This window comes from Bartonella sp. MR90HLJMH (assembly GCF_042194115.1).
Taxonomy (GTDB): Bacteria; Pseudomonadota; Alphaproteobacteria; order Rhizobiales; family Rhizobiaceae; genus Bartonella; species Bartonella grahamii.
Window position 1 is genome coordinate 192,554 of the sequence record NZ_JBHIMM010000001.1, and the last position, 16,432, is coordinate 208,985.

The 16,432-nt window shown below is 36.9% G+C and carries 14 protein-coding genes; 7 read left to right on the forward strand and 7 right to left on the reverse strand.

Features of this window, described 5'->3' with window-relative positions:
- Positions 1-378: 378 nt before the first annotated feature.
- A complete protein-coding gene (gene hrcA / locus ACFIJ9_RS00760; protein WP_375635395.1) occupies positions 379-1,449 on the forward strand; it encodes a heat-inducible transcriptional repressor HrcA in 1,071 nt (356 codons plus the stop codon).
- Positions 1,450-1,573: 124 nt separating this feature from the next.
- Positions 1,574-2,236, forward strand: coding sequence for a nucleotide exchange factor GrpE (gene grpE / locus ACFIJ9_RS00765; RefSeq protein WP_375635396.1), 663 nt, complete (start codon positions 1,574-1,576; stop codon positions 2,234-2,236).
- Between the two features lie 106 nt (positions 2,237-2,342).
- Here the strand turns inward: grpE and thpR are convergent, their stop codons facing one another.
- The 6 genes from thpR to ACFIJ9_RS00795 form a co-directional block, all read right to left on the reverse strand.
- On the reverse strand, positions 2,343-2,882 hold the full coding sequence (thpR, locus tag ACFIJ9_RS00770) for an RNA 2',3'-cyclic phosphodiesterase (protein ID WP_375635397.1): 540 nt from the start codon (positions 2,880-2,882) through the stop codon (positions 2,343-2,345).
- Between the two features lie 627 nt (positions 2,883-3,509).
- Entirely contained in the window at positions 3,510-3,803 is a 294-nt protein-coding gene (locus ACFIJ9_RS00775) for an HPr family phosphocarrier protein (RefSeq protein ID WP_012754483.1), read from the reverse strand.
- Positions 3,804-3,820: 17 nt separating this feature from the next.
- Positions 3,821-4,219, reverse strand: a complete 399-nt coding sequence (locus ACFIJ9_RS00780) for a PTS sugar transporter subunit IIA (RefSeq protein WP_375635398.1) — start codon at positions 4,217-4,219, stop codon at positions 3,821-3,823.
- 135 nt (positions 4,220-4,354) lie between these two features.
- The gene (locus tag ACFIJ9_RS00785; protein ID WP_375635399.1) at positions 4,355-4,819 is read right to left on the reverse strand and encodes an HPr kinase/phosphatase C-terminal domain-containing protein; all 465 of its coding nucleotides are present in this window, start codon (positions 4,817-4,819) and stop codon (positions 4,355-4,357) included.
- Between the two features lie 23 nt (positions 4,820-4,842).
- Entirely contained in the window at positions 4,843-6,630 is a 1,788-nt protein-coding gene (locus tag ACFIJ9_RS00790) for a stimulus-sensing domain-containing protein (RefSeq protein WP_375635400.1), read from the reverse strand.
- Between the two features lie 39 nt (positions 6,631-6,669).
- Entirely contained in the window at positions 6,670-7,392 is a 723-nt protein-coding gene (locus ACFIJ9_RS00795) for a response regulator transcription factor (protein WP_005774392.1), read from the reverse strand.
- Between the two features lie 386 nt (positions 7,393-7,778).
- Here ACFIJ9_RS00795 and lysM point away from each other — a divergent pair, with 386 nt between their 5' ends.
- Positions 7,779-8,234 carry a peptidoglycan-binding protein LysM gene (gene lysM / locus ACFIJ9_RS00800; protein ID WP_012754487.1) on the forward strand — a complete coding sequence of 152 codons (456 nt, stop codon included), beginning with the start codon at positions 7,779-7,781 and terminating at the stop codon, positions 8,232-8,234.
- Positions 8,235-8,342: 108 nt separating this feature from the next.
- Here lysM and ACFIJ9_RS00805 read toward each other — a convergent pair whose 3' ends face one another.
- Positions 8,343-8,897 carry a copper chaperone PCu(A)C gene (locus ACFIJ9_RS00805; protein WP_375635401.1) on the reverse strand — a complete coding sequence of 185 codons (555 nt, stop codon included), beginning with the start codon at positions 8,895-8,897 and terminating at the stop codon, positions 8,343-8,345.
- A gap of 968 nt (positions 8,898-9,865) precedes the next feature.
- Between ACFIJ9_RS00805 and dnaK the strand changes: the two genes are divergently transcribed.
- The 4 genes from dnaK (at position 9,866) to ACFIJ9_RS00825 (ending at position 15,766) form a co-directional block, all read left to right on the forward strand.
- Positions 9,866-11,758, forward strand: a complete 1,893-nt coding sequence (dnaK, locus tag ACFIJ9_RS00810; RefSeq protein WP_375635402.1) for a molecular chaperone DnaK — start codon at positions 9,866-9,868, stop codon at positions 11,756-11,758.
- Positions 11,759-11,914: 156 nt separating this feature from the next.
- Positions 11,915-13,057 (forward strand): molecular chaperone DnaJ, encoded by a 1,143-nt coding sequence (gene dnaJ, locus ACFIJ9_RS00815; protein ID WP_012754490.1) that lies wholly within the window; start codon positions 11,915-11,917, stop codon positions 13,055-13,057.
- 856 nt (positions 13,058-13,913) lie between these two features.
- Complete coding sequence (gene argB, locus ACFIJ9_RS00820) at positions 13,914-14,819, forward strand: acetylglutamate kinase (protein WP_012754491.1); 906 nt, start codon at positions 13,914-13,916, stop codon at positions 14,817-14,819.
- 32 nt (positions 14,820-14,851) lie between these two features.
- Entirely contained in the window at positions 14,852-15,766 is a 915-nt protein-coding gene (locus ACFIJ9_RS00825) for a DMT family transporter (RefSeq protein ID WP_012754492.1), read from the forward strand.
- Positions 15,767-16,432 lie beyond the last annotated feature (666 nt).

Below are 16,432 nucleotides of genomic sequence, written 5' to 3' on the forward strand. Positions count from 1 at the left end.
AAAGATAACCTTGCAAAAATATGAAAGGCATGTCTTTTTGATGATAGCACTTTTATGGTAAATTTCCAATTTCCGGCTTGCTCTAAAAGGTGAAATTTTCTACTTATAGCGGTTTTTAAACAATCCAGATTCTCTTAGTCAAATTCTCTTGGCAAGTCCCTACAGCAGACCACTTTATAGATCAACTCTTATCTTAAATATTTTTCACACACTCTAACAAAAAATACCTCCTGCGTAATTTATCAATCATCATTCTGAAAGGTAGCATTTTACGGCTCAATAGGATAATATGCTTTTATACTACTTTAGACTATTTGACCAAACCTTGGCAAAACTTATATAAGAGATGAGGATTTTAAAAGTAGTGAAACAATTGTGATGAAGCACAAAACTATTGATAATGAACTAAAATATCTTGATGAACGTTCACGTGATATTTTTCGCCATATTGTTGAAGCTTATCTTAATGATGGTGAACCTGTAGGGTCACGCAATCTTTCACGGCTTTTACGACAGACATTATCACCTGCGACGATTCGCAATGTGATGAGTGATCTTGAACATCTCGGTTTGATTTATGCACCACATGTTTCTGCGGGTCGAATGCCGACACAATCAGGTTTACGCTTTTTTGTAGATGCATTTATGGAAGCGGGTGATTTGCCAAACGAAGAGCGAGAAAATATTGAAATGCAAGTCAAAGAGGCTGGTCATGCACAATCGGTTGAACATTTTCTTGTTCAAGCAAGCCGAGTTCTTTCAGATCTTTCACGTGGGGCAGGGCTTGTTTTAGCAACAAAACAAGAAGGAACATTGAAACATATTGAATTTGTGCGCCTTGATAGGGAGCACGCTCTTGCCGTTTTGGTGACTCAACAAGGTGAAGTTGAAAATCGTATTGTTCATTTGCCAGAAGGGGTTACTCATGCACAACTGACGGAGGCAACGAATTTTCTCAATGCTCATATTCAGGGGCGAACATTGAGTGAAGCTAAAGAGGAAATTGCACGTTTATGCTCAGAAACACGGGCTGCACTTGATGATTTATCGCATCATCTTGTTGAAACGGGATTAGCTCTTTGGGGAGGAGAAGGTGCTGATCATAAAATACACCTCATTGTTCGCGGGCGTAGCAATTTACTTGAAGATGTGAAAGCAGAAGAAGATTTAGAACGATTACGCCATTTGTTTGATGATCTTGAAACGCGTGAGAGTATGGCACAGCTTCTCGATTTAACGGATGAAGGTTCTGGGGTTCGAATTTTTATTGGTTCAGAAAATAAGTTATTTTCACTTTCTGGTTCTTCTTTAGTTGTAGCGCCTTATCGTGATTCACAACAAAGAGTCATTGGTGCTTTAGGCGTTATTGGTCCTACACGGCTTAATTATGCAAGGATTGTGCCCATGGTTGATTATACAGCTCAACTTGTGTCACAGTTATTGCGTTAAAACGATGCAGGTAAGTATTTGTACTATAAAAGCTCATTGTATTATATACATCGATACCCCTTGATTTTTGTCTGTAGAATTTCGATATCGAGAATAACGAATCTTATGAAGGAATAAAATTTTTATGTCTGATGAAAAAAACAAATTTACTGACGCTTCATTTGAAAATTGTGATTTAAAAAATCCAGCTGATCGTAATACACTTAAACAGGCAGCCGATGAATTTTTAAAAACACATAAAACAGAGGAACACGAAGACGTTGAAAAAGAAAGCAATGAGGTTAGTGATCTTTTAGCGTCTTTGCAGGATGAAAATAAAGAACTGAAAGATCAGCTTTTACGTCTTGTTGCAGATATGGAAAATCTTCGACGCCGTACTATGCGAGATGTGGCGGATGCAAAGGCTTACTCCATTGCTAATTTTGCACGGGATATGTTATCGGTTTCTGACAATCTCAATCGTGCTTTGGAAGCTATTCCAGAAGGGGCGCGGGAAAGTGATGCTGGTTTGAAATCATTGGCAGAAGGTGTTGAAATGACTGAACGTGCCATGATGGCAGCATTAGAACGTCATGGGGTGCAAAAAATCCATCCAGAGGGGCAAAAATTTGATCCTCATTTTCATCAAGCGATGTTTGAAATTCCTAATGCCGATGTTCCAGATAATACTGTTCAACAAGTTGTTCAGGCAGGCTATATTATCGGGGAAAGGGTGTTACGTCCAGCTATAGTGGGTGTAGCCAAAGGAGGAGCAAAAGAAGCTTCTGTTGAAACTGATTCTGCTTAAAACACATCAATAATAAATCTCCAACATAAAATGCAGTATTCCCTGCAATTACACATATATGAGGTCTTTTCTCAAAGAGTTTTTAAAGGGTGTTATAAACACCCTTTTATCTTTGAAGTGCCCAACTTCCTTTTATAAGATACACGGCCTCGCTTGAGGGAGATGACGATGAAAATAAAACAAAGTGATCGACCTCAAAAGGAGGGATAAAAAAATCATCTTGAAAAGATAGATAAGAAGAAAGATCTTCAAGATTGATATCAAATATTCGTGCAAGAGTAATATGCGGAATAAATTGTCTTTCATCAGGCTTTAACTCTAATTTATTCCGGATATATTGCATCTTTTCATGTAAAAGATTAAGCTTTTCACAAGGTTCAATGCGAACTACAAGAGAATGGGGAGCATTTTCTGAACCAAAAACTTCAAAACCATCTATTTGTAGCATAAAAGGAGAGAGCTTTATTGTATCAAAGGCGTGCATAAGTGCATCTGCGGTAGCACTTTCAACTTCACCGAAAAAAGATAAGGTGACGTGAAAATTTTGCGGGTTGATCCATTGCGCTTTTGGTAAGCCATTTTGCAACGATACAAGTTGTTGTGTTGTTTGTTGAGGAATCTGAAGGGCACTAAATAGACGACCCATAATATTATCTCCTTATAATGAAAGATGCTATTCCAAACACAATATAGATAATAAAAGCGAGGCATGTACCATAGAAAATAAGGCAATAGTATTGAAAAAGAATGTCTAAAAAATGCTTACTATAATTATGAGCGTACAAAGCTTATTCGTTTTAAAAAATGGTTATGATATCGATAAGAATTGCGTTTTCATGAGCTGTATCACAATGATGTGCAATGGAAGATTCCTTGTGTATTATAAAGACTACAAATTTAGCAGAAAATAAGAAAAGTTGATAGATTTTTGATGTGCTAAATTATTTTGACATCTATCTTTAGCTTAAAATAAAGCATATTCTAATACAAGGTGAAGAGTTCTCTTTTTCTGTAAAGATTTAATTATACGATTAAGTCGGGTAATAGCCGTAATACGCAAAACTATTCAAATTGATCAAATAATGTTAGGAAAGGAAGGAAAAACTCCAGTATAATAAAATTACTATAAACTTTTACATTTATGATAATTATGCTAATCTATAATGGATATGAATATTGGTATAAAAGCGGGAAGAGAAATTAAAATTCAAAATAATGATGGACAATTCCTATTTTCTAAGAATCATCATCCTTATTTTATGGTGAGAAAGCGTTAGTTTTCCTCTCCAAAGTTGTTATTGATAAGCTTTTCAAGAGCATTAAGAGCATCTGTTGCTTCTGGTCCTGAAACACGAATGGTGAGGTTACAACCGGATGAAGCCGCTAGCATCATAAGTCCCATAATTGATGATCCACCAACGATTTTTCCATCCTTTTCAACTTCAACAGTAACATTAAAATTGTCAACAGTTTGTACAAATTTTGCAGAAGCACGTGCATGCAAGCCACGTTTATTACAGATATTGAAATGACGACTTATACATGGGAGGGTATCTTTGGAAAACATTGGTATTTTATTATCCGCTATAAAATCATACTTGGTACATTAATATATTTACGCCCTGCTTCTTGTGCTATTCTTAACGCGTCTGATAATGAAATATCAGGACATTTGCGAATAGAAATCAGTTTAATAAGCATGGGCAAATTAACACCCGCAATCATTTCAACGCGTCCTTTTTCAATAGCAGGAACAGCTATATTCGATGGTGTTCCACCGAACACATCTGTTAATATGATTACGCCATGATCCGTATCTGTATCGGTTACTGCGGCTATAACATCACCTCGGCGCTGATCTATATCGTCATCGGGATAAACGCATATTGTTGCGAACTTTTCTTGTACTCCAACAACATGTTCCACGGCATGTAAAAATTCGACAGCCAGCTCACCGTGCGTTACAAGCACGAGTCCAATCATTTACGCAAACTCCTGTTAACTAATAAGATCCGACCATATTGGTGGGAAACACATTTTACAAGGCTTTGTCTTGCTGCCAAGAAAAATTTGCAAAAAAAAGGCAAAAATAGTGATTTTTTTATCTTTAGAAAAAAATTAGACAGATTTTTGCCATATTTTTCTAAATAAAAATGCTTCAATAGCTTGACAAATGGCTGTACAATCGGCTTCACGAAGAGAGGGAAGTTTTAAAAGAGGAATGTGCAAATTTTCAAATTGAAAAGTTTTATTTGTGGAAAAACGTTCATATTCCGGACCGAGAAAAATAACACAATCGATAGTTGTGTGCTTTTCAAATTCCATCATATAAAGACCAACGCCACGAATCTCGATACCGCCCTCTAAATTATCAGGAGTGTATCCGTGAAGCTTTCCATTTTCCGCACGCAACATTGTATAATCATCACTGATAAGCTTCGCTTCACGTTTTGACCACTCAGCACGATCGAGCAAAGAAAGGGTAATGGTTGATTTTCCTGATCCCGATGGACCCATAATTAACAGCCCCTTGCCGCCCAATTGAAGGCAATTTGCGTGGAGTATTTCACATTTTGTTTTCATGCCTTTTACTTTGGATAAAAGATTTATTTAGCGAGGGGAAGCATAATAATAAAACGTGCACCAGTTTTACACTTTCCAAGTGTAGGATCAATAATATTTTCGGCTGTAATTGTCCCATTATGAGCTTCGATGATTTGCCGACTAATAGAAAGGCCAAGTCCAGAGTTTTGTCCAAAAGCATCTTCGTTTGGTCGATCTGTATAAAAACGCTCAAAAATGCGTTCAATATTTTCTGAACGAATACCTGGGCCATTATCTTCAATGGTTAAAATAAGGGTTGAAGCATGACTTTTCATAGTAATGCAAATTTTGCCACGATTACGAGGAATAAAAGAACGTGCATTTTCAAGAAGATTTGAAATCACTTGCCCTAAACGGAGTTCATGTCCCAATACAAGATAGGCTTTTCCATGAGGACGTGGGACAATATTAAGGCTTATATCAATGGTTTGCGTATTACGATACACTTCCTGAACAGCATGAACAAGACTTTCCAAAAGCGGTGTCATATCAACAATCTCTGCGGTTTCTCGTGCAAGCTCTGCATCGAGCCGCGATGCATCAGAAATATCTGTAATCAACCGATCAAGACGGCGCACATCATGTTGAATAATTTCAAGCAATTTCTCTTGTGCTTCTTCATTTTTAGCCAGAGGGAGCGTTTCAACAGCACTGCGTAGAGAGGTGAGAGGATTTTTTAATTCGTGGCTTACATCAGCAGCAAAGCGTTCAATGGCTTCAATACGCATATAAAGGGCATTAGTCATATCACGAATAGAGGTTGAAAGGTGACCAATCTCATCTTCACGCATTGAAAAATCAGGAATTTCTACACGCTGATTATTGCCATTACGCACTCGATTAGCCGAGGCAGATAATTTACTTAATGGATGGGCAATCGTATGGGCCAAAAAGAGAGAAAGAACCAAAAGTACGCTGCCTACAACGGCAAAAACTTTAAAGATAACCAGTCTTTCACCTTTTACAATGTTATCAATATCAGAACCAGTGGTTGAAAGAAGAAGAGCTCCAACCACTGCGCGATAGCGTTGCACAGGAACGGCAACAGAAACAATTAATTGACCTTGTCTGTTGCGTCTTTTAGCTGTAGCAAGAGATCCGTTTAATGCGCGGTACACTTCTGGATAAGCAGCAATACCACTGGTTTTTGTTTGTTCTCTGTCAAGAGCAATACCTTTACCATAAAATGTGCTTGAATACCATGAAGTAAGGCGATCCCACATGCTTTGTTCTGTTTTAAGTGGGGGTAAATCATAACTAAAAACTTCTCCACTAGAATAAAGAACGCGCGAATCAAGAAGGAGAGTAGCATCACGATCATAGATACGTGCTCTTGTCGTTTTAGGTGTGATGAGACGCCGTAAAAGAGGGGCAACTTGCTCAGGGTTAATAGGGAAATCCCAAGAATCGGTTGATTGAGGGGCGGGTGTAACGCTTTCACCAGTTTGTAACTCTAAGAGTTTTTGGGGATCAATGAGGATAGAATTTGTATCTACTGTTGCAGAAGCAGCAATAGCCCCAGCAATAATTTTTCCTTGGGTACATAAACTTTTAATTTTTGCTTCAATTAAACCATCGCGAAATTGGTTAAGGTATAAAATGCCTGTAACTAAAATGGCAAGGGCAGCAATGTTTAATATAACAATGCGACGTGTGAGGCTGGAAAAAAGCAATTGTCTAAAGAGACGTTGTGTTCGGAGATGCAAACGGGCAAACATAAGAAATGGCGTTGAGGATGTACCATTAACGGTTGTTTTTTGTAAAGTTTCCAGTTGAGAATTGTCTGTCATCGATTTGATTGCCGTTCAAATTTTTGCGACAAAGTAGTTTTATACCTCGTGGAAACGATAACCTACACCATAAAGTGTTTCAATCATTGCAAAATCATCATCCACTTGTTTAAACTTTTTACGCAGACGTTTAATGTGACTATCAATGGTGCGATCATCTACGTAGACTTGATCACTATAGGCAGCATCCATTAAAGCATCACGACTTTTTACAACTCCTGGTCTTTGTGCTAAGGTTTGCAGAATCAAAAACTCCGTAACGGTTAAAATAACAGGTTTATCTTTCCATGTACAGGTGTGGCGTTCTTGATCCATCACAAGATCTCCACGTTTGAGAGAAGAGGTGGAAGAAGTTCCTGTAGAAAGTGGTTGGTTACGTGCATTAGAACGGCGCAAAATGGCTTTCACGCGTTCAATGAGAAGACGTTGGGAGAAAGGTTTAGTAATAAAATCATCAGCTCCCATTTTGAGACCAAATAATTCATCAATTTCATCATCTTTAGAGGTAAGAAAAATAACTGGAAGATCAGATTTTTGACGTAAACGACGCAAGAGTTCCATCCCATCCATTCGGGGCATTTTAATATCAAAAATAGCTAAGTGTGGAGGGTGAAGTGTGAGACCCTTGAGTGCAGATGCTCCATCTGTATAGCTTTCAACTCGATAGCCTTCTGTCTCAAGCGCAAAAGATAAAGACGTCAAAATATTGCGATCATCATCAACAAGTACAATCGTTTGTGTGATTGTTGGTGTATCTTTCATGGTTTCTTAGACCTTTCTATTGCTGTGGTAGCAAATTACCCACACTTATTTATATGGGAGTTCATATTTTTTTTGCAAAACAAATATGATACAAATTGTAGCAAAGTAAAAAACCTTTTGTCATTACTGTAAAATCTTGTTTTGCTTTCATAATTTATAATGTTTCTACGTCTATTAAGATCCCTTCGTTTGAGAGAAAATTTTCATAAAGGCTTTTTTTATCAAGGTTTATTACCAAGTTGATTATTGTATTTGTCCCATAATTGAACAGGTATAGTTTTGATTGTTGAAGTTTAGAAAATATGCCTATGTGTTTTAAGAGCAAAGAAAAGAATGTGGCAATATATGCACAAAAATTTGTTTCTGCTACACGAAAGGAGGTTGTAATGGGATTTTTTAATTTTATTAAAACTGTAGGGGAAAAGTTAGGTATTGGGGACCATGAACCAAAAGAAAAAGATTTTAAGACAGCATTTGATCATTTTCAACTCGGTACAGAAAAAGTAAATATTCAAGTTGAAGACGGTAAAGCTATTTTAAGTGGTGAAGTTCCAGACAGGGAAACACTTGAAAAAGCATTGCTGGTTGTTGGCAATTCACAAGGTATCTCTTCTGTAGATGTTGATCAATTAAAGGTTATAGATACAACGCCCAGAAAACCTTCTCGCTTTTATGAGGTTAAATCTGGTGATAATCTTTGGAAAATTGCTGAAGAGGTTTATGGAAAAGGGCAAGGTAATAAAAACACGTTTATTTTTGAAGCCAATAAGCCAATGCTAAAATCTCCCGATAAAATTTATCCTGGACAAGTTTTACGTATTCCTGAAATTGACCATAGTTAATTCATCAAAGGGGAGAATTTTTTACTGATGGCATTAAACAAAAAATAAAGAAGCGTACAAAAATTTCACGCTTCTTCATTTTAAGAGTGTGTATTATAAAAAAGGAGCTTAGTGGCTAGGAGAGGATTTAGAAGGTGATGGTGCTTTCATAGCGTTTACAGAGAAATCAACATCAATCGTTCCTGCTTTCTCAAATGTCAATTTTGCGCTAATTTTATCACCTAACTTGAATGGTTGTGAAAGCCCCATAAACATAATATGATCACCGCCAGGCTTAAGCGTGATTTCGCCATTTCCCGGAATTTCAATGCCATTGTGCATTTTTTCCATTTTCATAATATCATTAACGACAGCCATGGAGTGTATCTCTGTTTTTTTTACTCCGTTTGTGGAAATAGAAACCAAACGGTCTGGGGTATTACTGTGATTAATAATGTAGAGATAACCGCTACCAACTCTTATACCTCTAAGTGTTTCGCGTGTCCAAGGATTGAGAATTTCTATGTCGCCAAGTTGATATTGCTGAGCACCTGCAGGCAGGGTTATACCAGCAAAGAGAAGAGCACACACGATATTTATGATAACCTTTTTGTATGGATATTGTGTATTTATTATATTCTTAAAGATAAGATTTGTTATTTTCTTAATAATAGATGTCATCATTGATTTACCCTCCTTCATAAGATTCACACTTTGAATAACTTTTCATTTTAGCAGAGCTTTTATTTAAAATAAAAGAAAGAAATGCTAAAATGAAATTGATTTGAATATGAGAATAAAAATCATAGAATTCTTTGATTTTAAAGGAAGACAATAAGGTTTACAATGACAACACACCTCTTAACGCTTCCGTGTTCATCTCATAATAGTGTTTGTAAATGGTATAAAATCTATGATGCACTACTATTTTACTTAATAAATATATAACACAGAGCAATCATCAACTACTTTACCAATTTTTAATATTACGAAAGCTCTTGGTATTTTAAAGCATTTATACAGAGGCATTTTTATATATTTTCAAGTTCAAAATTATACAGTTAAGAAAAAACGCTTTAGGTGAGTTTAAAACACATCTTTCAAATAGCAGTAAACAATGAGACCGTTAAAAGGAGAATTTTTGAAAGGAGATCGATAGATAATACCTCTACTGATATGAGCATTAGATATGATGACTATTTTAGTCCAAGGAAAATTTATAATATTCGTGATATAAATTATTCGCCTTTTAAAAAGCTTTTACGTGAGTATCATTTTATTAATGATGAGAAGATCAAGAGCGAGAGTGCAATCACTCTTTTGTTTTTTTAATTTTTATAGAAAGATATATTTATTGAGAATTGCAAGAAAAATATATTATGATCTCAAGTTTCTCATAAATATGGTATTTATGGGTCATTAAAGCGCCTATTTTAAAATAAATTTTTTATTTTGGAGATGTTTCTCTCATTATTCTCTTGTAGCAATAAAAGCCTGTTCTTATATACGAGGCAGCAAGGCTTATTGCGACTTGCAATTTTTTATTATTTTATGTTGCTTGAAGCAATGTATGGGCTTTGAGTGTTATGAGGAGCTGTCTTAAAAAGATGCTTTATGAAGGTTGAGGTAGCTTGCTGAATGGAGATTATAATATGGCAAAAGTAATTGGTATTGATTTGGGGACAACGAACTCTTGTGTGGCTGTTATGGATGGCAAAAACGCAAAGGTTATCGAGAACTCAGAAGGAGCACGAACAACACCTTCCGTTGTTGCCTTTACTGATGGGGGAGAGCGGCTTGTTGGACAGCCTGCTAAACGGCAGGCGGTAACAAATCCCGAAGGGACAGTTTTTGCAGTTAAACGTTTGATAGGGCGTCGTTTTGATGATCCTATGGTTGAAAAAGATAAAGCACTTGTGCCTTATAAAATTGTTAAAGGTGACAATGGTGATGCATGGGTTGAAGAAGCGGGTAAGAAATATTCTCCATCGCAAATTTCAGCTATGATTTTGCAAAAGATGAAGGAAACAGCAGAATCTTATCTGGGTGAAAAAGTTGAACAAGCGGTTATTACTGTTCCTGCTTATTTTAATGATGCGCAACGTCAAGCGACTAAAGATGCGGGTAAAATTGCTGGACTTGAAGTTTTACGGATTATTAATGAGCCCACTGCTGCTGCTTTAGCTTATGGTTTGGACAAAAAAGACGGAAAGACAATTGCTGTTTACGACCTTGGTGGTGGTACATTTGATATTTCAGTACTTGAAATTGGAGATGGCGTTTTTGAAGTTAAATCAACCAATGGAGATACGTTTTTAGGGGGTGAAGACTTTGATATGCGCTTGGTCGGTTATTTTGCCGATGAGTTTAAGAAAGAGCAAGGAATTGATCTGAAAAATGATAAATTAGCTTTACAGCGCTTAAAAGAAGCGGCAGAAAAAGCAAAAATTGAGCTTTCTTCGTCACAGCAAACAGAAATCAATTTACCATTTATCACGGCAGATCAATCAGGTCCCAAGCACTTAACAATGAAATTGACTCGGGCAAAATTTGAATCTCTGGTTGACGATTTAGTGCAGCGCACCATCGAGCCTTGTAAAGCTGCGTTAAAAGATGCTGGATTAAAGGCCGGTGAGATTGACGAAGTTGTTTTAGTGGGTGGTATGACACGTATGCCCAAGATTCAGCAAGTCGTGCAAAGCTTCTTTGGTAAGGATCCACACAAAGGCGTTAATCCTGATGAAGTTGTTGCAATGGGTGCTGCCATTCAAGGGGGTGTATTGCAAGGCGATGTCAAAGACGTTTTGCTTCTAGATGTAACACCTTTATCCTTGGGGATCGAAACCTTGGGTGGTGTTTTCACACGTCTCATTGAGCGTAATACCACTATCCCAACAAAAAAATCTCAAGTTTTTTCAACAGCTGATGATAACCAGAGTGCTGTGACCATTCGTGTTTTCCAAGGTGAACGGGAAATGGCGAGCGATAATAAGTTATTGGCTCAATTTGATCTTGTTGGTATTCCTCCAGCACCACGTGGTATACCTCAAATTGAAGTTACTTTTGATATTGATGCGAATGGTATTGTTAATGTTTCGGCCAAAGATAAGGGAACTGGTAAAGAGCATCAAATTCGTATTCAGGCATCAGGTGGTTTAAGTGATGCTGATATTGAAAAAATGGTACAGGATGCGGAAGAGCATGCAGCTGAGGATAAAAAACGCCGTGAAGGTGTTGAAGCCAGAAATCAAGCGGAAGCTCTTATTCATTCAACTGAAAAGTCACTCAGTGAATATGGCGATAAAGTATCAGCTGAAGAAAAAGGACAGATTGAAACAGCAATATCTGATTTGAAATCTGCGCTTGAAGGCAGTGATACTGAAGAAGTAACAACAAAGATGCAAAAATTAGCTGAAGTCAGTATGAAGCTTGGACAGGCTATGTATGAAGCCTCACAAGCAGCGGGCGCTGACACTGAAACAGATGCAAAGAATGATGATGTTGTTGATGCTGATTTTGAAGAAGTTAATGATAAGAAGAAATAGTGTCAGCATGTGTGTTGATTAATTTATAAACCCGGCCTTTGAAATATAAGGCTGGGCTTTATTATTTGAGTGAGTTGCAACTTTGTTGCTAAAAATATAAATTAAAAGCAATCTTATCCATAAGATGGATGACAGAGAAATTATCAGGAATACATGATGAAGGTTGACTATTATGAAATTCTTGGCGTGACTCGTGAATGTGATGATAAAAAGTTGAAATCTGCTTTTCGTAAGTTGGCAATGCAATATCATCCTGATCGCAACGCCGGGGATAAAGAGGCAGAGCGAAAATTCAAAGAAATTGGCGAAGCCTACGAAGTCCTCAAAGATCCCCAAAAGCGTGCTGCTTATGATCGATTTGGTCATGCGGCTTTTGAAAATAGCGGTAGTCAAGGAGGAGCAAATCCCTTTGGAGGTTTTGCTGCTGGTGGTGGATTTGCTGATATTTTTGAAGATTTTTTTGGCGAAATTATGGGAGGTGCGCACCGTAAGCGTGGTGATGGTCGCGAACGTGGTGCAGATCTGAGTTATAATATGGAAATAACCTTAGAAGAGGTATTTTCAGGAAAAACTGCAGAAATTACTATTCCCAGTTCCGTTACGTGCGATGTTTGTGAAGGATCAGGAGCGAGAAAGGGTTCTAAGCCGCAAGTTTGTGGAACATGTCATGGATCTGGTCGTGTGCGTGCTGCACAAGGTTTCTTTTCTATTGAGCGAACATGTCCTTCATGTCATGGACGTGGTGAAACTATTACGGATCCATGCCCAAAATGTCAGGGGACACGACGCATAGAGAAAAAACGTTCATTGAGCGTGAATGTTCCAGCTGGTATTGAAGATGGAACGCGTATTCGCCTTTCTGGTGAGGGTGATGCTGGTATTCGTGGTGGCCCCAATGGTGATCTTTATATTTTCCTTTCCGTTAAACCGCATGAGTTTTTTCAGCGAGAAGGAGCAGATCTTCACTGTCGCGTTCCTATTTCAATGGTAACAGCTGCTTTAGGAGGAGAGTTTGAAGTTTCCGATCTTGATGGTGTTAAAGCACGTGTTAAGATCCCAGAAGGGACACAAAATGGACGTCAATTCCGCCTTAAGGGTAAGGGTATGCCCATGTTGCGTCGGCAGCAAGCAAGGGGTGACCTTTACATCCATATCACGATTGAGACACCACAAAAATTAACGCAAGAACAACGTGAACTATTGCAAAAATTTGAAAAACTTTCAAATCATGAGAATTCACCGCAATCACATGGCTTTTTTTCACGTATGAAGGAATTTTTTGAAAATATTTCTGGTTAAATATGTGAATGTTCTCAGAATAGATTAGAAAAAACTTTTGGAAGGTTATTTTAATTAAGCTTTCTATAGTCTTATTTATCTGTGAAAAGCATTTTTTTCTTGAAAAGAAAAGAGAGAAACGATTAATTTAGGGTAAGTAAGTGCCTGCCGCTGATAGTTTTTTACATTTCACGAGTTTTATGGATAAGTCTTATTTTTGAGTATCTATGATATTTTAAAAAGGGCTTATCCATACAAGAAGAACGCAATTGAGTGACTAATTTCCAGTGTCATGATAACTGCCTTTATGCATTCAGCATTTTTTGTATTTATTGTTTTACTCAAAATGTCTTTTTAAAAGCCCTATACTAAAACTGTCAAATAGGTAGTAGCCTATCAAGAAGTAGCTAAATAAGCTGTTAGACAATCCATCTTTTTCAAATAAAATATCAATTCCTCATAACCAATTTTATTTTTGGCATTTTTGATAGTCTTAAAAATTGCTTGGATAAGGTTACAGAGCTAAGTCAATCTACTTCTTATCTTGGTGATCTGTTAATTTTATTATTATTTTATTATTATAAGAAAATTTTGTTTTTATCTTACAAAATCAATGGTTGTATATATTCTTATTCATTGTTAAGTATCCATAAGCATAAACTAACGAGTCGAATGTACGGCATAGCTTTAAAATTTTTTCAGAACTTTGCTTTTCAATTTTATACATAAAATCATAAAATAATAACGTTTTGTACGCCTGTTTTGTTTAATTTTTCGCTGTCAGTTTTTTGAGGAAGTTGTTTTCTTGTTTCATTTCGTTATTACTTTTCCTAAATTCCACTAAGAGATGGTAAAAAGTGATGAGGAGGCTCTATTAATGGATGATGCTAAAAACGGTGCTGTAGATGTTTTAGAAAAACAAGCAGCATTTCTATCGTCTGCTTTACCATATATGCAAAAATACGAAAATGAAACGGTTGTGGTAAAATATGGCGGTCATGCTATGGGTGATCCTGCCTTGGGGCGAGCATTTGCGCGTGATATTGCTCTATTAAAGCAATCGGGGATTAACCCTGTTGTTGTTCATGGTGGAGGACCTCAAATTGCTGAAATTTTGATGAAAATGGGGATTGAATCACGATTTGAAAACGGTTTACGCGTAACCGACGAGCGGATTGTTGAAGTCGTTGAAATGGTTTTGGCCGGTTCCATAAACAAAGAAATTGTCGCTCTCATCAATGCAGAGGGTGAATGGGCAATAGGATTATGTGGTAAGGACGGCAATATGGTTTTTGCCGAAAAGGCTTATAAAACTGTCATTGATCCTGATTCGAATATTGAACGTGTTTTAGATTTGGGATTTGTTGGTGAGCCTATTGAAGTTGATCGCACATTGCTGGATCTTTTAGCATGTTCTGAAATGATACCAGTTCTTGCTCCTGTGGCTCCAGGACGCGATGGAAAAACCTATAATATTAATGCTGATATTTTTGCTGGGGCTATTGCTGGTGCATTAGAGGCTAAACGCCTTTTATTTCTCACTGATGTTCCTGGTGTTTTGGATAAACAGGGCCAACTTTTAAAAGAATTGACAGTTTCTGAAGCAGAGAAACTTATCAAAAATGGGACAATTTCAGGAGGCATGATTCCAAAAGTAGAGACTTGTATAAAAGCCCTTCAAAATGGTGTGGAAGGTGTTGTCATTTTAAATGGTAAAACTCCTCATTCTGTTTTACTAGAACTGTTTACCGAACAGGGAGTTGGAACGCTTATTGTTTCATAAATTGTGCGGAAAATTGGAGGAGAAAGCCTTTCATGACAAATATAAAACAGCTTAAATATCCTTTATTAAGTAAGCCAGAATTGGCAATATTTGCTGCAACAATATTGTGGGGTATTACATTTTTAGTCATTCATATTGCGGTACGCTATAGTGGTCCCCTGTTTTTTGTTGGATTTCGTTTTATTATTGCATCTCTTATATGTGGAGCAATTTTTTGGCGCTCTATAAAAGGTATAACGGTTTATGAAGTTTTCGCTGGGATGGCGATTGGTTTAGCCATGTTTTTAGGTTATGCTTTTCAAGCAGCTGGACTTCAAACGATTATTAGTAGTCAGTCGGCTTTTATTACAGCGCTTTATGTACCGATGGTTCCAATCTTGCAATGGATTGTTTTTAAAAAACCTCCCCGTTTTGCTTGTTGGGTTGGTATTGTTTTCGCTTTTATTGGGCTTGTTCTTGTTTCAGGACAAAAGCCGGGGAATTTTGATTTTTCAAAAGGCGAAATTTTGACTTTGTTAGGCGCTTTAGCGATTGCTGGAGAAGTCATACTCATCGGAATTTTTGCCAATAAGGTTGATAGTCGGCGTGTGACCATTATTCAGTTATTTTTTAGTGGTTTTTTTTCATTTTCTTGTATGCCTTTGATGGGTGAAAGCATTCCTGAATTTTCGTGGGTATGGTTTAGTATTGGCATCGGATTGGCATTAATGAGTGCCATCATTCAATTGGCTATGAATTGGGCACAAAAGTCTATTTCTCCTACACGTGCAACACTCATTTACGCAGGTGAACCGGTATGGGCTGGTATTGTTGGGCGTTTGGCTGGAGAGCATTTATCCCCGTTAGCATTATTAGGTGGCTTGCTTATTCTGATTGGGATCATTGTGGCTGAATTACAACCTTCACAATGGCGTAAAAAAAATAAAGCAATTGAAAAAATTGATTAGCTATGCACCTTTGCTATTATGATTTTATTACATGAGATTTTTGCTTGCAAAGTTTTCATTTTTGAGGCTTTTTTAAAATATGAAGATAAGGAGGCTTTATAAGCTATTCCAGCTTTTGTATAGCAAATTGGAGTAATAATATTTATCTGTTTGCTTAACCTCTGAAACGGGAAGCCAACCTTCATTGAGTCAAAGCATGAAGTGGTAAAGACAAAAAACAACACTCATCTTTACTGTTATTGTTAAATTTAGCTTTACAATTTTCAAAAACATCCATGGTAATTTTTTTGAATAATAAAAATTACGCACCGTTGCACGTTATTCCTTTTGTTATTTCATGGGATCACGCTTTTCACGTAAAATAGAACGCCTAAAGCAGCTTCCCATAATGTTGTATATTAACGCGTTTTTTAAAAAGACAATTTTCTTAATATACATCATATTCATTGACGGTCCGCGTGAAGTATAGAAAAACCACAGAGCATCATCGTTTTACTTAAATAAAAGGCACTAGCATTTTCTTTGTCAGTTCTCAATATTACGACAGCCTTTGGCATTTAAAAGAGAGAGGCATGTTTACTCATTTCTTAAACGTTTTTATCCATATACTAGCCCTGTTTTATAATGGGGAAGCAAAAAATTTGATTGATTCATTATGAAAAGATT